Source organism: Pseudomonas sp. Pseusp15, from assembly GCF_059492165.1.
Window position 1 is genome coordinate 6,321,080 of sequence record NZ_CP168523.1, and the last position, 19,196, is coordinate 6,340,275.

General features: G+C 58.7%; 20 protein-coding genes. 14 read left to right on the forward strand and 6 right to left on the reverse strand.

Annotated elements, in window-relative coordinates; all coding sequences use genetic code 11:
- Positions 1 to 218: 218 nt before the first annotated feature.
- A complete protein-coding gene (gene dksA, locus ACEN8R_RS28655) occupies positions 219 to 659 on the reverse strand; it encodes an RNA polymerase-binding protein DksA (protein ID WP_007902025.1) in 441 nt (146 codons plus the stop codon).
- Between the two features lie 333 nt (positions 660 to 992).
- On the opposite strand from dksA, the gene ACEN8R_RS28660 reads away from it, so the two are divergent.
- A complete protein-coding gene (locus ACEN8R_RS28660; protein ID WP_018930205.1) occupies positions 993 to 2,165 on the forward strand; it encodes a pyridoxal phosphate-dependent aminotransferase in 1,173 nt (390 codons plus the stop codon).
- A complete protein-coding gene (gene sfsA / locus ACEN8R_RS28665) occupies positions 2,165 to 2,878 on the forward strand; it encodes a DNA/RNA nuclease SfsA (protein ID WP_018930206.1) in 714 nt (237 codons plus the stop codon). Before ACEN8R_RS28660 ends, sfsA begins: the two co-directional genes overlap by 1 nt.
- Here the strand turns inward: sfsA and ACEN8R_RS28670 are convergent.
- Positions 2,875 to 3,192 carry a Rieske (2Fe-2S) protein gene (locus ACEN8R_RS28670; protein WP_018930207.1) on the reverse strand — a complete coding sequence of 106 codons (318 nt, stop codon included), beginning with the start codon at positions 3,190 to 3,192 and terminating at the stop codon, positions 2,875 to 2,877. The two genes, sfsA and ACEN8R_RS28670, sit on opposite strands and share 4 nt — an antisense overlap.
- Before the next feature lie 248 nt (positions 3,193 to 3,440).
- Here ACEN8R_RS28670 and ACEN8R_RS28675 point away from each other — a divergent pair, with 248 nt between their 5' ends.
- From ACEN8R_RS28675 to ACEN8R_RS28685, 3 genes are read left to right on the forward strand one after another with little or no spacing between them, the layout of a single operon-like run.
- Entirely contained in the window at positions 3,441 to 4,424 is a 984-nt protein-coding gene (locus ACEN8R_RS28675; RefSeq protein ID WP_167331204.1) for a FecCD family ABC transporter permease, read from the forward strand.
- A complete protein-coding gene (locus tag ACEN8R_RS28680) occupies positions 4,424 to 5,191 on the forward strand; it encodes a heme ABC transporter ATP-binding protein (RefSeq protein ID WP_495624512.1) in 768 nt (255 codons plus the stop codon). Before ACEN8R_RS28675 ends, ACEN8R_RS28680 begins: the two co-directional genes overlap by 1 nt.
- A 12-nt stretch (positions 5,192 to 5,203) precedes the next feature.
- Positions 5,204 to 6,070 carry a ChaN family lipoprotein gene (locus ACEN8R_RS28685; RefSeq protein WP_064620352.1) on the forward strand — a complete coding sequence of 289 codons (867 nt, stop codon included), beginning with the start codon at positions 5,204 to 5,206 and terminating at the stop codon, positions 6,068 to 6,070.
- 268 nt (positions 6,071 to 6,338) lie between these two features.
- On the opposite strand, the gene ACEN8R_RS28690 is transcribed toward ACEN8R_RS28685, so the two are convergent.
- From ACEN8R_RS28690 to ACEN8R_RS28700, 3 genes are all read right to left on the reverse strand, one after another.
- On the reverse strand, positions 6,339 to 6,611 hold the full coding sequence (locus ACEN8R_RS28690; protein ID WP_009050884.1) for a TfoX/Sxy family protein: 273 nt from the start codon (positions 6,609 to 6,611) through the stop codon (positions 6,339 to 6,341).
- Positions 6,612 to 6,852: 241 nt separating this feature from the next.
- Entirely contained in the window at positions 6,853 to 7,197 is a 345-nt protein-coding gene (locus ACEN8R_RS28695; protein WP_018930211.1) for a pentapeptide repeat-containing protein, read from the reverse strand.
- 91 nt (positions 7,198 to 7,288) lie between these two features.
- Positions 7,289 to 8,845 carry a bifunctional aminoglycoside phosphotransferase/ATP-binding protein gene (locus ACEN8R_RS28700; protein WP_064620349.1) on the reverse strand — a complete coding sequence of 519 codons (1,557 nt, stop codon included), beginning with the start codon at positions 8,843 to 8,845 and terminating at the stop codon, positions 7,289 to 7,291.
- Positions 8,846 to 8,964: 119 nt separating this feature from the next.
- Here ACEN8R_RS28700 and mrcB point away from each other — a divergent pair, with 119 nt between their 5' ends.
- Genes mrcB through ACEN8R_RS28715 form a run of 3 tightly spaced genes read left to right on the forward strand, consistent with a single transcriptional unit; the run spans position 8,965 to position 12,369 of the window.
- The gene (mrcB, locus tag ACEN8R_RS28705) at positions 8,965 to 11,283 is read left to right on the forward strand and encodes a penicillin-binding protein 1B (RefSeq protein WP_495624513.1); all 2,319 of its coding nucleotides are present in this window, start codon (positions 8,965 to 8,967) and stop codon (positions 11,281 to 11,283) included.
- Between the two features lie 16 nt (positions 11,284 to 11,299).
- Positions 11,300 to 12,034: a tetratricopeptide repeat protein gene (locus ACEN8R_RS28710; RefSeq protein ID WP_018930214.1), complete on the forward strand. Its 735-nt coding sequence runs from the start codon at positions 11,300 to 11,302 to the stop codon at positions 12,032 to 12,034.
- A complete protein-coding gene (locus ACEN8R_RS28715) occupies positions 12,034 to 12,369 on the forward strand; it encodes a YqcC family protein (RefSeq protein ID WP_018930215.1) in 336 nt (111 codons plus the stop codon). Before ACEN8R_RS28710 ends, ACEN8R_RS28715 begins: the two co-directional genes overlap by 1 nt.
- Positions 12,370 to 12,387: 18 nt before the next feature.
- Here the strand turns inward: ACEN8R_RS28715 and ACEN8R_RS28720 are convergent, their stop codons facing one another.
- A complete protein-coding gene (locus ACEN8R_RS28720) occupies positions 12,388 to 12,810 on the reverse strand; it encodes a DUF4124 domain-containing protein (protein WP_018930216.1) in 423 nt (140 codons plus the stop codon).
- Between the two features lie 399 nt (positions 12,811 to 13,209).
- Between ACEN8R_RS28720 and ACEN8R_RS28725 the strand changes: the two genes are divergently transcribed.
- The 6 genes from ACEN8R_RS28725 to msrQ all read left to right on the forward strand — a co-directional run bounded on the left by ACEN8R_RS28725 (position 13,210) and on the right by msrQ (position 19,191).
- Positions 13,210 to 14,934: an acetolactate synthase 3 large subunit gene (locus tag ACEN8R_RS28725; RefSeq protein WP_026286735.1), complete on the forward strand. Its 1,725-nt coding sequence runs from the start codon at positions 13,210 to 13,212 to the stop codon at positions 14,932 to 14,934.
- Positions 14,935 to 14,936: 2 nt separating this feature from the next.
- Positions 14,937 to 15,428 carry an acetolactate synthase small subunit gene (gene ilvN / locus ACEN8R_RS28730; RefSeq protein ID WP_003205610.1) on the forward strand — a complete coding sequence of 164 codons (492 nt, stop codon included), beginning with the start codon at positions 14,937 to 14,939 and terminating at the stop codon, positions 15,426 to 15,428.
- A gap of 46 nt (positions 15,429 to 15,474) precedes the next feature.
- The gene (ilvC, locus tag ACEN8R_RS28735) at positions 15,475 to 16,491 is read left to right on the forward strand and encodes a ketol-acid reductoisomerase (RefSeq protein ID WP_003228216.1); all 1,017 of its coding nucleotides are present in this window, start codon (positions 15,475 to 15,477) and stop codon (positions 16,489 to 16,491) included.
- Positions 16,492 to 16,636: 145 nt separating this feature from the next.
- Positions 16,637 to 17,494: a CDP-diacylglycerol--serine O-phosphatidyltransferase gene (pssA, locus tag ACEN8R_RS28740; protein ID WP_018930218.1), complete on the forward strand. Its 858-nt coding sequence runs from the start codon at positions 16,637 to 16,639 to the stop codon at positions 17,492 to 17,494.
- A gap of 63 nt (positions 17,495 to 17,557) precedes the next feature.
- Positions 17,558 to 18,571 carry a protein-methionine-sulfoxide reductase catalytic subunit MsrP gene (msrP, locus tag ACEN8R_RS28745; RefSeq protein ID WP_018930219.1) on the forward strand — a complete coding sequence of 338 codons (1,014 nt, stop codon included), beginning with the start codon at positions 17,558 to 17,560 and terminating at the stop codon, positions 18,569 to 18,571.
- On the forward strand, positions 18,571 to 19,191 hold the full coding sequence (msrQ, locus tag ACEN8R_RS28750; RefSeq protein ID WP_018930220.1) for a protein-methionine-sulfoxide reductase heme-binding subunit MsrQ: 621 nt from the start codon (positions 18,571 to 18,573) through the stop codon (positions 19,189 to 19,191). Before msrP ends, msrQ begins: the two co-directional genes overlap by 1 nt.
- The last annotated feature ends 5 nt before the right edge of the window (positions 19,192 to 19,196 follow it).

Consider the following 19,196-nt stretch of genomic DNA (forward strand, 5'->3'; position numbering starts at 1 on the left):
AGGGTGATGTCAGGCTGTCCAATCGTATTGAGCACGGCTTGAAGCCGCCTTCACGAGCAAGCTCAGCTCCTACAGGAGATTGCGCCAGCCTTTGTAGGAGCGAAGATTGTTCCGGGCGGCGATCCGACGAAGGCGATTTCGAAGTCGCAGCAAATATCAGCAAATATCAGAAACAAAAACGGAGCGTTCGCACGCTCCGTCTTTCGTTCAAGTCGAGATTACTTGCCGACTTGCTTTTCCTTGATTTCCGCCAGGGTCTTGCAGTCAACGCACATGTCGGCGGTAGGACGGGCTTCCAGTCGCTTGACGCCGATTTCGACGCCGCAGGACTCGCACCAACCGTATTCTTCGTCTTCGATCAGTTGCAGGGTCTTGTCGATTTTCTTGATCAGCTTGCGCTCACGGTCGCGGGCGCGCAATTCGAGGCTGAATTCCTCTTCCTGGCTGGCACGGTCTGCCGGGTCAGGGAAGTTGGCCGCTTCGTCTTTCATGTGATCAACGGTACGGTCGACTTCCTGCATCAAGTCCTGTTTCCACTTGTTCAGGATCTTGGTGAAGTGAGCACGCATGGGTTTACCCATGTACTCTTCGCCCTTCACTTCTTTGTAGGGTTCGAAGCCGCTGATCGACTGATTTTGCTGCTTTGCTTGGGTGGGCATGAAATGGACCGCCTCTACTCTTGTAATCCATTGCGCAGGATTGCTCCATCACCGACACCTGCCGGCCCTGCGGCTGCAAGCGGGCGAACTTACCAGATCAAATCGGACCGCGCTACTCCCGGATGTCGAGCCCGCGGCCCGTGGTGCTTGCAAAAGATTGCAAAGCTTCGTCTGGTGGCTAGGGAGACCTGATCAATTATTGATTTTAGCCAAACCTGAGACATACGCTTGAATCGATTGAGACCAGCATTACATGGCTCTGACCGCTTTAGGCTCTCGCTCGTTCCTGCGCTTGGGTAGAATCAATTCTTTTCCCCGTTGTAAGGAAGGCTAATGGCTCTGTCCTACAGTGCGCGCAGTCGCGCTATCGAACCGTTCCACGTTATGGCCCTGCTGGCGCGGGCCAACGAGCTGCAAGCGGCTGGCCACGACGTGATTCACCTGGAAATCGGCGAGCCGGACTTCACCACCGCCGAACCGATCATCCAGGCCGGCCAGGCCGCGCTGACGGCGGGGAAGACCCGTTACACCGCCGCTCGCGGCATTCCTGAGCTGCGTGAGGCCATTTCGGGTTTTTATCAGCAGCGTTACGGGCTGAACATCGATCCGCAACGCATCCTGATCACGCCTGGCGGTTCAGGCGCATTGCTGTTGGCCAGTGCCTTGCTGGTGGACCCAGGCAAGCACTGGCTGCTGGCCGACCCGGGTTACCCGTGCAACCGGCACTTCCTGCGCCTGGTGGAAGGTGCGGCGCAACTGGTGCCGGTCGGCCCGGACGTGCGTTATCAACTGACCCCGGACCTGGTCGCGCGTCACTGGGATCACGACAGCGTCGGTGCCCTGGTCGCATCGCCGGCCAACCCCACCGGGACCATCCTGACCCGTGATGAGCTGGCCGGGCTGTCTGCGGCGATCAAGGCTCGCCACGGTCATTTGGTGGTCGACGAGATTTACCACGGCCTGACTTACGGCACGGACGCGGCCAGCGTGCTGGAAGTCGATGACAGCGCGTTCGTCCTCAATAGCTTTTCCAAGTATTTCGGCATGACCGGCTGGCGCCTTGGTTGGCTGGTCGCACCTGAAGCAGCGGTCGGTGAACTGGAGAAGCTCGCCCAGAACCTCTACATCAGCGCACCGAGCATGGCCCAGCACGCGGCATTGGCCTGCTTCGAGCCCGCCACCATCAGCATTTTCGAGGAGCGCCGCGCCGAGTTCGGTCGACGTCGCGACTTCCTCCTGCCAGCCCTGCGGGAATTGGGTTTCGGTATCGCCGTAGAGCCGGAAGGCGCGTTCTATTTGTACGCCGATATCAGCAAGTTCGGCGGCGATGCCTTCGCGTTCTGCCGGCACTTCCTCGAAACCGAGCATGTTGCAATTACTCCGGGCCTGGACTTCGGTCGTCATCAGGCCGGGCATCATGTGCGGTTTGCGTACACCCAAAGCCTTCCGCGCTTGCAAGAAGCAGTCGAGCGGATCGCCCGCGGTTTGAAGAGCTGGCAAGGCTGATGCGTTTTCATCCTCCCCTTGAAGAGGGGCGCTTGATTCGTCGTTACAAGCGTTTTCTTGCCGATATCGAAACCGTTGGCGGCGAGTTGCTGACCATTCACTGCCCGAACACCGGCTCGATGCTTAATTGCCAGGTCGAGGGCGGGCAAGTCTGGTTCAGCCGCTCCACTGACCCCAAGCGCAAGTTGCCCGGCACTTGGGAAGTTGGCGAAACCCCACAGGGGCGGCTGTTCTGCGTGAACACCGGGCGCGCCAACGGCTTGATCGAGGAGGCGTTGCAGGCCGGCGTCATCACCGAGTTGAACGGCTTTACCGAACTGAAGCGCGAAGTGGCCTATGGTCAGGAAAATAGCCGCATCGATTTTCGTCTCGATTACCCGGGCGGGCCGGCTTATGTGGAAGTCAAAAGCGTCACCCTGGGCTTTGATGGCTCGGCGGTGGCGGCATTTCCTGACGCGGTGACCCAGCGTGGGGCCAAGCATTTGCGCGAACTGGCGCATTTGGCCAGGGACGGGATTCGGGCAGTGCAGTTGTATTGCGTGAACCTGACAGGGATCGACGCGGTGCGTCCTGCCGAAGAAATCGATTCGGCCTACGCAGCTGCGTTGCGTGAGGCGGTGGCGTGTGGAGTCGAAGTGCTGGCGTATGGCGTGCGCTTGACTCACGAAGAGATGGTGGTCGATCGGCGACTGGATGTGCTGTTGAACGGTTAGAGCGTGACCCAGATTCCTTGCTCATCTTCGTGGCAGGGGATGCTGGTCAGGGATTGTCCGGTGCAGGGGCCGGCGACGCATTCACCGTCCTCGATCAGAAACAGTGCGCCGTGGGTCGCGCACTGGATCAAGCTGTTGCTGGGGTCGAGAAACTGGTCGGGCTGCCATTCCAGCCCGACGCCCCGGTGCGGGCAGCGATTTTCATACACATACACCCGACCGCCCCGGCGTACGGCCAGGAGCTTCTGGCCGTTGACGTCGAAACCGCGACTGCTGGCGTCAGCCAATTCGGCGCCTGTGCAAAGAAGCTTCATGTCTATCCTCAAGTCCTGCGGCTCGTGACCCGGTATGTCCGAGCTTGACGTTCAAATGCAAGCAATTATCAAATGACGGCTCGCCCGCAGGGCGATTACCGGATGCCGAGAATACTTGGCCTGTCATAACTATGCCCGGGAAACCTTTGAAGGAGGCTGTTTATGCACCTGTTCGATCCCGGTACGACTGGCCAATGACCCTTCTGATTAAACCTCGTGCGTTGTTCATTGGCTTAAGCCTGTTGTGTTTGCTGGCGATCTGGTTGTCGCTGGCGTTGGGGCCGGTGAGTTTGCCGTTGTTCGACACCTTGCGTGCGGCGCTGCGCTTGGTCGGCCTGCCGATTGCCGCCGACGGGTTGGAGCAGGCCGAACTGATCCTCGGGCAAATCCGCCTGCCGCGAACCTTGCTCGGTTTGGCGGTGGGCGGGGTTCTGGCGCTGTCTGGTGTGGCAATGCAGGGGTTGTTTCGCAATCCTCTGGCCGATCCGGGCCTGATAGGGGTGTCGAGCGGCGCGGCATTGGGCGCGGCTATCGCGATTGTCGGCGGCTCGGTATTCGGTGGACTGCCTGAATCCTTCGGGCCATATCTGTTGTCGGTGTGCGCGTTTCTCGGCGGGTTGGGGGTGACGGCGCTGGTCTATCGACTGGGGCGACGCAATGGCCAGACCAACGTCGCGACCATGCTGCTGGCCGGGATTGCATTGACTGCCCTGGCTGGTTCGGCGGTCGGGCTCTTCACTTATCTGGCGGATGACGCGACCCTGCGCACCCTGACGTTCTGGAACCTGGGCAGCCTTAACGGCGCCAGTTATGCGCGACTCTGGCCATTATTGCTGGTGAGTACCGGTGTGGCACTGTGGTTGCCGCGTCGGGCCAAGGCCTTGAACGCATTATTGCTGGGGGAGTCGGAGGCCGGCCACCTGGGTATCGACGTCGAAGGACTCAAGCGCGAATTGGTGTTCTGCACGGCGTTGGGTGTCGGCGCGGCGGTAGCTGCGGCGGGGATGATCGGGTTTGTCGGCCTGGTGGTGCCGCATCTGGTGCGGCTGCTGGTCGGCCCCGATCATCGGGTGTTGTTGCCGGCGTCGGTGTTGGCGGGGGCCAGTCTCCTGTTGTTTGCTGATCTGGTGGCGCGGCTGGCGCTGGCGCCGGCTGAGTTGCCGATCGGGATTGTCACGGCCCTCATCGGCGCGCCGTTCTTTCTGTATTTATTGCTCAGAGGGCGTGCCTGATGTTGCGAGCGCAGAACCTGCAAATCCGTCGCGGTCGAAAAGTTGTCCTGACGGACATCACCCTTGAGCTTAAACCGGGCGAAGTGCTCGGCGTGTTGGGGCCTAATGGCGCCGGCAAAAGCACGTTGCTCGGCGCCCTGTGCGGAGAATTGCCGGCGGACCATGGCAGCGTCTGGCTCGATGAGCGTGAGTTGAGTCATTGGAGCGGAGCGCAGCGAGCCCAGCGTTTGGCAGTGTTGCCGCAAGTGTCGACCCTGGACTTTGCCTTTCGCGTCGAAGAAGTGGTCGGCATGGGCCGCCTGCCTTATCAAAGCGGTCGGGTCCGGGATGACGAGATTGTCGCCGCCGCGCTGCAGGCGGCCGATGCGGGGTACTTGAGTGGTCACAGTTACCTGGCGTTGTCTGGTGGCGAACGTCAGCGGGTGCATTTGGCGCGGGTGTTGACGCAGCTTTGGCCGGGCGAGGCGGGGCAGACGTTGTTGCTCGATGAGCCGACGTCGATGCTCGACCCGCTGCATCAGCACACCACTCTGCAAGCGGTGCGTGAATTCGCCGATCGCGGTGCGGCGGTGCTGGTGATCCTGCATGATTTGAATCTGGCGGCGCGTTATTGTGATCGCCTGTTACTGCTTGAAGGTGGGTGTCCTGTGATGCTGGACACGCCGGAACAGGTATTGCGCCCGGAACCGCTCAAGGCAGTGTTCGGGCTGGAAGTATTGGTGCAACCGCACCCGGAGCGTGGGCATCCGCTGATCATCGCCCGCTGAGGTGTTTTAGGGATGAAAACACGCGTGATGGTTTTTCTGGCCGCGCTGTTACTGAGTGCTTGCCAGCATGTAGCGGTGCCGCCGGTCAGCGGCGAAATCCGGGATTTGCGCAGCGGTCAGACCCTGACCGCGCAAGAACTGCTTGCACGGTTGGCGGAACCTTCGCGGTTGATCGTCGGCGAGCAGCATGACAATCGTGATCACCATCAACTGCAATTGTGGTTATTGCAGGCACTGGGTGAGCGACGGCCTCAAGGCAGTCTGCTGCTGGAAATGTTGACGCCGGCTCAGCAACAGCGCGTCGATGACGTTCGGCATACCTCACCGCTGCCGACCGATTTGTCCGGGGCATTGGCCTGGCAGCCGGGATGGGACTGGAATCTTTACGGGCCGATCGTTCGTTTTGCCCTGACTCAGCCGTACCCGTTACTGGCGGCCAATCTGGACACGCCTGAAGTCCGTACTGTCTATGCCAAACCGCCAACATTGAGCGGTGCGCGTTCCAACGCTCCGACGGTCAGGAACGAGTTGCTGGCACAGATCAGCGATTCCCACTGCGGCTTGCTGCCTGAATCACAGATGCCCGCGATGCTGGCCGTGCAGCAGCAGCGTGACCGGCGGATAGCCGAGCGATTACGGGCGGCACCGATGCCTTCACTGTTGTTTACCGGCGCGTTCCACGCCCGCAAGGATGTCGGGGTGCCGATCCATGTGCTGGACCTGGGGGAGCCCAAGGCACCAACGGTATTGATGCTGGCGGAGCAGGGCGCTGAGGTCACGTCGGCCATGGCCGATTACGTCTGGTATACGCCCACCACGCCACCGCAGGATTACTGCGCGCAAATGCGCAAGCAGTTCGGCAAGCCGTCAGGCCAATAAGATCACGCGAGTTTTCCACAGGCAAAAAAAGACCCGGCAAGAGCCGGGTCAAATAACCGTGATTAGCCTGATGAGGAGATAATCTGAGAGTCCGAACCAAGGGCTTTTCAGAATATCGACCAGTCTCGCGACCAGTTGTGATAATCATAGCGATTCTCATTACCAAGTCAACCGCTGATTTCTCGTATTCGTGAAACACGTCATTCCTTCGCTGGAAAGCCTCGTAATCATTGGGTTTCAGGCTGTGCGTTCGAGTGAAATTATCCGTTCAATTCTTGTGGCGAGACGAAATAGCATCCAGCTGTTTGTTCAAGGCTTCCTTGCGCTCGGCGGGAATGTCGTTCCAGTGGACATCCATCAACGCGCCTTCAATCGCATACAACAACACCTTGGACGCCCGAAAACCGCGTGTGCGCACGGCCCGATAAGCGTCCACAGCTCCCAGCCGACGCAAGTCCGAGGCACTGTGGATGCCCACGGCATGCAGCCATTGCGCCGACGTCTTGCCAAGATTCTTCAGGTGTTGCAGTTCATCATTCATCAAGCCTCCTTGCGACAGCCGAATGGTGCGTGGGCGAGCCTCTCAGCAGTGTAGCCATCAGTAGGAAAAGCGTGATTGTTTGGTCGGTTTCGACGCAAAAGCTTCTAAGAGGAAAACTCAAGAAGCGGCGTGAAAAGGCGGAGCATGTAGTCCGAGGGCGTGTGGGAAATTGAGTTTTCGAGCAAAAAAAGTACAACGTCCAGCGCAAGGCGGGGGCGCTGGACTGGGTGAGACGTCGCTTTTAGCGGGTGCGATAACGCAGGCGTGTACCGAAATTCATCGACATCAGGATCTCATCGGCACTCAGCTCCGGCGGGAAGTAGGCGCCGGAGATCTGCGCGTGGGCCAGGCTCGCGCCTTCCAGGGATGAGTTGCGAAAGTCGACGCCGCGCAAGTCGGCAGAGCGAAAGTAGGCATCGGTGAAGTCGATGCCGTCGGCGTTCAGTTCACGCAGATCGAGCCCGCGGAAGTCACCACCGACCATGTCGATAGGTCCATCTTTCGGGCGTTCATTGTTGAAGCTTGTGATGTCGTCTTTGTGCAGCAAGGCATAAAGCGGGGTGTCGAGAAGTTTTGGCTGGCTCATGTCACATCACCTGATGGTTTTATGACGCCAGTATAGTGCCACTATTTGACAGCCGTGAAGCCGGTGAGGGCTTCACGGTTGAAATAGTTTCTTACAGACCAGGCAGGCGCTGGCGAATCTGCGCAACGACCGTATCGAGGGTGCCACTTTCATTGGTCTGGACGCGCTTGCTGCAGAGGATTTCTGCTGGCGTCAGTGCCTCGCGGCTGGCTTGCTGGGCGGCGATAACAGCCAGGTTGGCGTCGGACGGATCGTTGTTGTCCGCCTGGCGTTGCTTCAACCAGCTCTCGATCACCGCTTGTGGAGCGTCGCAATCGAGGATCAGGAACGGCGCGCCGGTGGCCTCGGCGATTTTTGCCGCGCTGTCGCGTTGGTCGCGCTTGAGATAAGTGGCATCGATCACCACCGGGAAGCCGGCACGCAGAATTACATTGGCAACCTCATGCAGGCGGGCATAGGTGGCGACGCTGGCGTCGGCGCTATAGATGCCGGCCTGCGGGTCGTTCGGTACGGTCTGTTCGCCGAACATGCGCTTGCGCTCGACATCCGAACGCAGGCGAATGGCACCCAATGCTTCCACCAGGCGCATGGCCACATGGCTTTTGCCGACGGCGGAAACACCGTGGGTGATCGCCAGGAAACGCGAAGGAATGGTGCTGTAGCTTTCCGCCAGGTTGGCGTAGTTGCGGTACTGACGCAGAGTGGTAGCGCGCTGCACCGGGTCGGCCTCGGCCGGCATGCTGAACAGGCTGACCTTGGCGCGAACCAGGGCGCGGTAGGCTTTATAGAAGTTCAGCAGCTCAAGACCCTGGTAGTCGCCGGTCAGTTCCAGGTATTGGCTGATGAAACGGCGCGCCAGGCTCTTCAGGCCGCGGTCTTCCAGGTCCATTGCCAGGAAGCCGGTGTCGGCGTAAACGTCGGTGAAGCGGAACGGTTCGTTGAACTCGATGCAGTCGAAGATCACCACTTTGCCGTCGATCACGGTAGCGTTGCCCAGGTGAATGTCACCATGGCATTCACGAATGAAGCCGTCGGCCTTGCGCTGGGCGAACAGTGGCTTGAGGCGCTCGAAGCTGCTTTCGGCCCAGGCTTGCAGTGCCTCGAGTTGCAACAGATCGGCCTTGTCGCTGAGGAACGGAAGGATCTGTTCGAAGTTCTGCCGTACCGGCGCCATGACGCTGTCCGGCGTGCCGGCTTCGTGTTCGGCAGGCACTTTCGGCGCACTGAGGTGGAATTGAGCGATCTGCGCGGCCATCGCGTCGATGTGCGTGGTGGTCAATTCGCCGTTGGCTTGCAGGGTGCTGAGCAGTTGGCTTTGTGGGAACTGACGCATTTTCAGGGCGTAATCGACAACCGGACCATCGCCGCCCAGTTGTGGCGCCTCGGCGCTGCCGGTGATCGGTAGCACTTCAAGATACAAGTCATGGGTCAGGCGCTGGTTCAGGCGCAGCTCTTCGCCGCAAAAATGCTTGCGAGCTTCGAGACTGGTGAAATCGAGGAAGCCGAAATTCACCGGCTTCTTCACTTTATAAGCATAGGGACCGGTGAGTATCACCCAGGAAATATGGGTCTCGATGACCTGGAACCCTTCTACGGGATGCGGGTAGAGGGCCGGGTTTTGCAGGGCAGCGATCAGGGACTGGCTCACAGGCGATCCTTCAGAGTCTGGGGGAAAATTCAAGGTCGTCATTATGGCTGCAAGTCCGTCCGACGCAAACCTCAGAGGGCTCCTGTTGAGGATGAATAAAGTGCGTATAATCCGCCGCCATGACTCGAACTCGATCCCCCCGCACCCCTAAAAAACCACCTTCCAAGGGCATGCGCCCCTGGCTGGGCTGGACCCTTAAACTCAGCCTGGTCGGCCTTGTGGTGCTCGCCGGGTTCGCGGTTTACCTCGATGCCGTGGTCCAGGAGAAGTTCTCCGGCAAGCGCTGGACCATCCCGGCCAAGGTGTACGCGCGCCCGCTCGAGCTGTTCGTCGGACAAAAGCTCAGCAAGGACGACTTCCTCACCGAACTCGATGCCTTGGGCTACCGACGCGAAGCTGTCAGCAACGGCCCCGGCGCGGCGGCTGTCAATGGCAATACCGTCGACTTGAACACCCGAGGCTTCCAGTTCTATGAAGGCATGGAGCAGGCGCAGCCCGTGCGCGTGCGGTTCTCCGGCGATTACGTGGCCGAGCTCTCGGCGACCAACGGTTCGAAGCTTTCCGTGGTGCGACTGGAGCCGCTGCTGATCGGCGGGATTTACCCGAAAAACCTTGAAGACCGCATCCTGATCAAGATCGATCAGGTTCCGCCGTATCTGCTCGAAACCCTGGTTGCTGTAGAAGACCGGGATTTCTACAGCCACTGGGGCGTGTCGCCGAAGTCGATTGCCCGAGCTATCTATGTCAACACCTCGGGCGGCAAGATGACCCAGGGCGGTAGTACGCTGACGCAACAGTTGGTCAAGAACTTCTACCTCACCAGTGAACGCAGCCTGACCCGTAAGCTCACCGAAGCCATGATGGCGATGTTGCTTGAGCTGCATTACGACAAGAGCGAAATTCTTGAGGCTTACCTCAATGAAGTATTCGTCGGCCAGGATGGTCAGCGCGCGGTGCACGGCTTCGGCCTGGCCAGCCAGTTTTTCTTCGGGCAGCCATTGTCCGAGCTGAAACTGCATCAAGTCGCTTTGTTGGTGGGCATGGTCAAGGGGCCGTCCTATTACAACCCGCGCCGCAACCCTGAGCGGGCTCTGGAGCGGCGCAATCTGGTGCTCGATGTTCTGAAGGAGCAAGGCGTTGCCAGCGCCGAACAGGTTGAGGCGGCGAAGAAAATGCCACTGGGTGTGACCACTCGCGGCAAGTTGGCCGACAGCTCGTTCCCGGGCTTCCTTGATCTGGTTAAACGTCAGTTGCGCGAAGACTACCGCGACGAAGACTTGACCGAAGAAGGGCTGCGAATCTTCACCAGTTTCGACCCGATCCTGCAGATGAAAGCCGAAGCCTCGGTCAACGACACGTTCAAGCGCCTGGCCGGGCGCAAGGGTTCCGATGACGTGGAAGCGGCGATGGTCGTGACTAACCCGGAAACCGGTGAGGTCCAGGCCATGATCGGCAGCCGTCAGGCGAGTTTTGCCGGTTTTAACCGTGCGTTGGACGCGGTGCGACCGATCGGCTCTTTGATCAAGCCGGCGGTTTATCTGACCGCTCTTGAAAAGCCGAGCCAGTACACGCTCACCAGTTGGCTATCGGACGACTACTTCTCGGTCAAAGGCGCGGACGGTCAGATCTGGAAACCACAGAACTATGATCGCCGTTCCCACGGCACGGTGTTCCTGTACCAAGGGTTGGCGCATTCCTACAACCTGTCGACCGCGCGTCTCGGGTTGGCGGTGGGCGTGCCGAATGTCTTGAAGACCCTGGCACGCCTGGGCGTAAGTCGCGAATTCCCGGCGTTCCCGTCGATGTTGCTCGGTGCCGGCGGTATGACCCCGATCGAAGTGGCGACGATGTACCAGACGCTGGCCAATGGCGGGTTCAATACGCCGATGCGCGGGATTCGCAGCGTACTGACTGCCGAGGGCGAGCCGCTCAAGCGTTATCCGTTCCAGATTCAGCAGCAATTTGATCCGGCGTCCATTTACCTGATCCAGAACGCCATGCAGCGCGTCATGCGCGAAGGTACCGGTAGTTCGGTTTATAACGTGTTGCCGAAAACCCTGACCCTGGCCGGTAAGACCGGTACCAGTAACGATTCGCGGGACAGCTGGTTCGCCGGTTTCAGTCAGGATCTGCTGGCCGTGGTCTGGCTGGGGCGCGATGATAATGGCAAGACACCGTTCACCGGTGCCACCGGCGCGTTGCAGGTCTGGACCAGTTTCATGCGCAAGGCCGATCCGCTGCCGCTGGATATGCCGCAACCGGACAACATTGTTCAGGCCTGGGTCGATTCGCGCACCGGTCAAGGTTCCGAAGCCAACTGCCCAGGTGCGGTGCAGATGCCGTATATTCGCGGCAGTGAACCGCCTCCCGGTGCTGCTTGCGGTGGTGAAAGCCCTGCAGAATCGGTGATGGATTGGGTCAAGGGCTGGATGAATTAAGCAAAGAGGATTTGAAGTGAACAAGTGGTTGATTCCAGCGGTGACTGCCGTGGCTTTGCTCAGCGGCTGCTCCACTGTGCAGCGTGGTTCGATCCCGGTTGAGGATGCCGGCACTGCCGTCTCCAACAGTGAGCGGATTTCGGCGAATGGCGGTTTCCGTCAATCGACGGTGAAACGTCCTGTACAAGCTCAGACTCAGGCGATCCCGCAAGGTGACACCGGGGTCGTGGTGATGGTCCCGGGTGGTGGCGCCGTCTCCTCGGCACCGATCAGCACTTCGCCGATTACCCCAGGCCCGATTACTCCGGGGCCGATTGATACCTCGCCGGTTCAGTCGGCGCCGATCAATCAGGGTAGCTACAGCATGCCGTCGACGCCCAGCGGGATTCCTTCGGCGAACTCCGGCGGACTGTCCGCCGATGAACAACTGGACGGTCCGGTCCTGGCATTGTTGACCACCGCCCAGCAGCAACAGGCCAGTGGCGACCTTAATGGTGCATCTTCCAGCCTCGAACGTGCCCAGCGCGTTGCACCGCGCGAGCCGCAAGTACTTTATCGCCTGGCCCAGGTGCGTATGGCTCAAGGTGATGCGGCTCAGGCCGAGCAGTTTGCCCGCCGTGGCCTGACGTTCGCCAATGGGCGTCCGGATCTTCAGGCCAGCCTGTGGGAATTGATCGCCCAGGCCCGAGAGAAGCAGGGTGACCCGGCCGGTGCTGCGTTGGCTCGTCAGAAGGCCAAGGTTTCGCTGTGATGGATATGCGCTTTCCGAAGATTGCCGAACAGTTGCTGTTGATCGAGCGCGAGCTGCGCGTTCAGGGCTGGTGGGATGAAGTACCGCCGTCTGCTGAGGCGCTCTCCAGCGTTGAACCGTTTTCGGTGGATACGCTGGATTTCGAGCAATGGCTGCAATGGGTCTTCTTGCCAAGGATGAAGTCGATCCTGGAGCAGGATCTGCCATTGCCCAACGCATCAGGGATTCAGGAGATGGCCGAAATGGTCTTCGCCTCCCGCAATGTCCAGGGCAAGGATCGGCAGCTTCAGGTCTTGCTCAAAGAGTTCGACGCGTTGATCACCGTCTCCCGCTGAATCGGAAACTGCCAGTGCTTACTGGCAGTTTTTCGCAATCTGTTTCTGTGCTTCGGTGAGGCGCTCCTGACGTTGTTGGTCGGTCAGGCGGCGCGTCTCGCCGTCGACTTCCTCCCGCAATCGCGGATTGTTCTGCAGTTGAGCCAGGTTCGTCCGAGCTTGTTCACAGAACACTCTTAGCTGGGCCTGCTGCTCGGCGACCTGCTTTTTCACTTTGTGATCGATGGCCTTTTGATCGCCGATGACGTTGCTGCGCGGTAGCGCGCCCGGCTTGCCGACGGGCGGGGAGGGCGTGACCATGACGGTGGCCTCCCGGCCTTGGGGCGGCTGCGCATCGAAATGGGTGACGCCCTGGGCATCGACCCATTTATAGATCTGACCCGCCATGCACAAAGGGCTCAGGCTGATCAGCAAGCTGGCGGTGAAGATGAGTGTTCTCATGCCATTTCCTTGTCAGGGGTGCGCAATTGAAGCTAACACAGTTGCGGTTTAAAGGTTTTTTCTTGCGTTCTCATGCGCTTAGTTCAATAAAGCACATTGACGGCTTGACTTGCGCTGGGCGAAACAGAAGAATCCAAAGTCCGCTGTAGAGGGACTGCCAGAAGCAGACCCACTCGGCAGATCATGAGGCGCACATCCGCGCCGACCTGTTACACCCGCAACGCGTTACCTCGCGCTGGGTGGGAAAGGCCCGCAACACTTGGGACGATCCCAATACTTGCTCAGTCAGTGCTGACGTAGTCGGCGACCACCGTCGCTCATGCTCTGCCGAGAAGTAAACCTATTAAGACCCGTCCTCTTGTATGTGGGCGGTATTCTGGCGTTTTAGAGGTGAACAACGTGGAGCTTTTATCTGGCGGTGAGATGCTCGTCCGCTTTTTGCGTGACGAAGGCGTCAAATATATCTACGGGTACCCGGGTGGTGCTCTTCTTCATGTCTATGATGCCCTGTTCAAAGAACCGGAAGTGACCCACATCCTGGTTCGTCACGAGCAGGCTGCGACTCATATGGCTGACGGCTATGCCCGTGCCACCGGTAAAGCCGGCGTGGTACTGGTGACGTCCGGCCCGGGCGCAACCAACGCCATCACCGGTATTGCAACGGCCTACATGGACTCCATTCCGATGGTGGTCATTTCCGGCCAGGTGCCTAGCACCATGGTAGGCACCGATGCGTTCCAGGAAACCGACATGATCGGTATCTCCCGGCCGATCGTGAAGCACAGCTTCATGATCAAGCACGCCTCGGAAATCCCGGAAGTCATGAAGAAGGCGTTCTACCTGGCGCAATCCGGTCGTCCTGGTCCGGTCGTTGTCGATATCCCGAAAGACATGACCAACCCGGCCGAAAAGTTCGAATACATCTTCCCGAAAAAAGCCAAGCTGCGTTCCTACAGCCCGGCCGTTCGCGGTCACTCCGGGCAAATCCGCAAGGCAGCCGAAATGCTTCTGGCGGCCAAGCGCCCTGTGTTGTATTCGGGCGGCGGCGTGATCCTCGGTGGTGGCTCTGCGCCGCTGACCGAGCTGGCGAAGATGCTCAACCTGCCAGTGACCAATACCCTGATGGGCCTGGGTGCCTACCCTGGCACCGACCGTCAGTTCATCGGCATGCTCGGCATGCACGGCAGCTACACCGCCAACCTGGCGATGCACCATGCCGATGTGATCCTTGCAGTCGGCGCGCGTTTCGATGACCGCGTGATCAACGGCCCGGCCAAGTTCTGCCCGAATGCCAAGATCATTCACATCGACATCGACCCGGCTTCGATTTCCAAGACCATCAAGGCAGACGTGCCTATCGTTGGCCCGGTCGAGAGTGTCCTGACCGAAATGGTCGCGATCCTCAAGGAAATCGGCGAGACCCCGAACAAGGAGTCCGTTGCCAGCTGGTGGAAGCAAGTTGATGAGTGGCGCGGTGACCGCGGTCTGTTCCCTTACGACAAGGGCGACGGCAGCGTGATCAAGCCGCAGACCGTGATCGAAACCCTGTGCGAAGTGACCAAGGGCGACGCCTTTGTGACCTCCGACGTGGGTCAGCATCAGATGTTCGCGGCGCAGTACTACAAGTTCAACAAGCCGAACCGTTGGATCAACTCCGGTGGCCTGGGCACCATGGGCTTCGGTTTTCCGGCGGCCATGGGCATCAAGCTGAGCTTCCCGGATGACGATGTCGCCTGCGTAACAGGCGAGGGCAGCATCCAGATGAACATTCAGGAACTGTCGACCTGCCTGCAATACGGTTTGCCGGTAAAAATCGTCATCCTGAACAATGGCGTGCTGGGTATGGTTCGCCAGTGGCAGGACATGAGTTATGGCAGCCGTCACTCGCACTCCTACATGGAATCGCTGCCTGACTTCGTCAAACTGGCAGAGGCCTATGGTCACGTTGGCGTGCGCATCACCGACTCGAAAGATTTGAAGTCGAAGATGGAGGAGGCGTTCGCCATGAAAGATCGCCTGGTGGTTATCGATATCTCGGTTGACACCAGCGAGCACGTCTACCCGATGCAGATCAAAGACGGCTCCATGCGTGATATGTGGTTGAGCAAGACGGAGCGTACTTAATCATGCGGCACATTATTTCCCTGCTTCTGGAAAACGAACCGGGCGCTCTGTCTCGTGTAGTCGGCCTGTTTTCGCAGCGCAACTACAACATCGAAAGCCTGACCGTGGCGCCAACCGAAGACCCGACTTTGTCGCGTCTGACGCTGACCACTGTCGGCCATGATGAAATCATCGAGCAGATCACCAAGAACCTGAACAAGCTGATTGAAGTGGTCAAACTGGTCGACTTGTCGGAGAGTGCTCACATCGAGCGCGAACTGATGCTGGTCAAGGTCAAGGCCACCGGCGCCCAGCGCGCCGAGATCAAGCGCACCACCGATATTTATCGTGGGCAGATCGTTGATGTCAGCGCCAGCGTGTATACCGTTCAATTGACCGGTACCAGCGACAAGCTCGACAGCTTCATTCAATCGATCGGCACTGCCTCGATTCTGGAAACCGTACGCAGTGGCGTCACCGGGATTGCCCGCGGCGACAAAGTACTGAGCATCTAAACCAAATTAGCGAATGGCCTGAGGGCCAGATATAAAGGGGAAATTCATGAAAGTTTTCTACGATAAAGACTGCGACCTGTCGATCATCCAGGGCAAGAAAGTTGCCATCATTGGTTACGGCTCCCAAGGCCACGCTCAAGCGTGCAACCTGAAAGACTCCGGCGTTGACGTTACCGTTGGCCTGCGTAAAGGTTCGGCCACCGTTGCCAAAGCTGAAGCCCACGGCCTGAAAGTGACTGACGTTGCTTCCGCCGTAGCAGCTGCCGACCTGGTCATGATCCTGACCCCGGACGAGTTCCAGTCCTCGCTGTACAAGAACGAAATCGAGCCGAACATCAAGAAAGGCGCCACCCTGGCCTTCTCCCACGGTTTCGCGATCCACTACAACCAGGTTGTTCCGCGCGCTGACCTCGACGTGATCATGATCGCGCCGAAAGCTCCGGGCCACACCGTGCGTTCCGAGTTCGTCAAAGGCGGCGGTATCCCTGACCTGATCGCTATCTACCAGGATGCTTCGGGCAACGCCAAAAACGTTGCACTGTCCTACGCTGCCGGCGTTGGTGGCGGTCGTACCGGCATCATCGAAACCACCTTCAAGGACGAGACCGAAACCGACCTGTTCGGCGAACAAGCCGTTCTGTGCGGGGGTACCGTTGAGCTGGTAAAAGCCGGTTTCGAAACCCTGGTTGAAGCTGGCTACGCGCCGGAAATGGCCTACTTCGAATGCCTGCACGAACTGAAGCTGATCGTTGACCTCATGTACGAAGGCGGTATCGCCAACATGAACTACTCGATCTCCAACAACGCTGAGTACGGCGAGTACGTGACAGGTCCGGAAGTAATCAACGCCGAATCCCGTCAGGCCATGCGCAACGCCCTGAAACGTATTCAGGACGGCGAATACGCCAAGATGTTCATCAGCGAAGGCGCCACCGGCTATCCTTCGATGACCGCCAAGCGTCGTAACAACGCCGCTCACGGTATCGAAATCATCGGTGAGCAACTGCGCTCCATGATGCCGTGGATCGGTGCCAACAAGATCGTCGACAAAGCCAAGAACTAAGTCACGAGCTTGTACGGAAAACGCGGCCTAGGCCGCGTTTTTTCGTTTGGATCCGCCGGTTCTGGTATAAAGCTGCATCGTTTGCGGTCGAACCGTCGTCCCAGACACCTGTCGAAACTTTCCACCCCGTTGCAAGGTAATGTCCATGAGCGAACGTCCCGAAGAGCCAAAGCAGGCTTCTGACGCCGAAAGCCTTCTGCCCATCGATGAGCACATCGAAGAAGGGCATGACGCTGAAGGCCGTAAAGTCCGGCATCGTGGTATCTATCTTCTGCCGAATCTGTTCACCACTGCGAACCTCTTCGCAGGGTTCTATTCCATCATCAACTCGATGAGCGCCCAGAGCGCCTTGAGTGCCGGTGATGCAATCGGCGCGAGCAAGTATTTTGCGTTTGCCGCGATCGCGATTTTCGTCGCCATGGTGCTCGACGGCCTCGACGGTCGCGTCGCTCGCATGACTAACACCCAAAGCGCCTTCGGTGCGGAGTACGACTCGCTGTCGGACATGGTTGCCTTTGGCGTCGCGCCGGCTTTGCTGGCATTCGGCTGGGCCTTGGGCGATATGGGCAAAGTCGGCTGGATGGTCGCCTTCATCTATGTGGCGGGTGCGGCGTTGCGCCTGGCACGCTTCAACACGCAGGTCGGCACCGCCGACAAGCGCTACTTCATCGGTCTGGCCAGCCCGGCCGCGGCCGGTGTGGTCGCGGGCATTGTCTGGGCGTTCAGCGATTACGGCATTCAGGGCTCCAAAATGTCGTTCCTGGTTGCGCTGATGGTTGCCGCCGCAGGCATGCTGATGGTCAGTAACATCAAGTACAACAGCTTCAAGGAGCTGGACTTGAAGGGGCGCGTTCCCTTTGTCGCGATCCTGGCAGTGGTGCTGGTATTTGCCGTTGTATTCAGTGATCCGCCGCGCATCCTGCTGCTGGTTTTCCTTGCCTATGCGGCTTCCGGGCCGGTGCAGTACCTGCTGCGTCTTCGTCGGCACAAAAAAACCGAGTGATGTAATTTCCCTCATACTCCGCAGTCTATGGGTGCATCTGTCCTCCAATGCTGCGGAGTTGCCATGCTGATCAAAGTCCCCAAAGCGTCTGACTGTCATGAGTCAGACGTCACGCCTGAATCTCTCTACCTTTCTCGTCGCAATGTATTAGGCGCGGCCGTTGCCGGTTTGGCTGTGAGTACGCTGCCGCGCTGGGCGAGTGCCGACGATGCTGCGCGTTATGCCGATGTCGAGCCTGGCAAGGCGCCGTCCTGGTTTGCCGAAAAACTGCCTTCCACTAAATGGGGGGCGGTCAACGTCAAGGATGAAGCAATCACGCCTTTCAAGGATGCGACCCACTACAACAACTTCTATGAGTTCGGTACCGACAAAGGCGATCCTGCGGCCAACGCCGGTGCGCTAAAAACCGAACCGTGGAGCGTGGTGGTAGACGGGGAGGTGGGTAAGCCGGGGCGGTATGCGCTGGAAGACTTCATGAAGCCTTATCAGCTGGAAGAGCGTATTTATCGTCTTCGCTGTGTGGAGGCCTGGTCGATGGTCATTCCGTGGATAGGTTTTCCAATTTCGGCTTTGCTGAAGGAAGTAGAACCGACGTCCAAGGCCAAATTTATTCGCTTTGAAACCCTGCAAGATCCCAAGAGTATGCCTGGACAACGTTCTGGCTTCGCCTTGATCGACTGGCCATATGTAGAAGGGCTGCGTCTGGATGAGGCGATGAATCCGTTGGCGATTCTCGCTGTAGGCATGTATGGACGTGAGTTGCCCAATCAGAACGGTGCGCCGCTACGTCTGGTGGTGCCGTGGAAATACGGCTTCAAGAGCATCAAGTCCATCGTGCGAATCAGCCTGGTCAGTGAGCAGCCGAAAACCACCTGGCAGAGCATTGCCTCGAATGAGTATGGCTTTTATGCGAACGTGAACCCGACAGTCGACCACCCGCGTTGGACGCAGGCACGGGAAAGGCGTTTGCCGAGCGGTCTGTTCAAGCCCAATGTGCGGGACACGCAAATGTTCAACGGCTACTCGGATGAAGTCGCTTCTTTATATGCAGGGCTCGATCTGCGGAAGAATTACTGATGCGATATCTGTTCTGGCGTATTGGTGTCTTTATCGCCGCAGCTGTTTGGCCGCTGCTTTGGTTGTATCAAGCCTGGGCGGATGTGCTGGGACCTGATCCAGGAAAGGTGCTGGTTGATCGTCTAGGGTTGGGGGCGCTTGTCCTGCTGCTCATTACGTTAAGCATGACGCCATTGCAGAAGCTCACCGGTTGGTCGGGGTGGATAGCTGTCCGACGGCAGTTGGGGTTGTGGTGTTTCGCCTATGTGGTTTTGCATTTGAGCGGTTATACGGCGTTCATCCTCGGCTTTGATTGGTCACAACTGGGTATCGAGTTGCGCAAGCGGCCGTACATTATCGTCGGGGTGCTGGGGTTTCTCGGTTTGTTGGCGCTGGCGGTTACCTCCAATCGTTACAGTCAGCGGCATTTGGGCGTTCGCTGGAAAAGACTGCATCGGTTGGTCTATGTGATTCTCGGGCTTGGGTTACTGCATATGTTGTGGATCGTTCGCGCCGATCTGAGGGAGTGGGCGATCTACGCTTCTATAGGTGCGTTGTTATTAGTATTGAGATTGCCGCCTGTAACCCGCCGAATTCCACGTTTAATCGTTAAAAAGGCACCTTCTGCAAGAAAGGCGTAATTAGA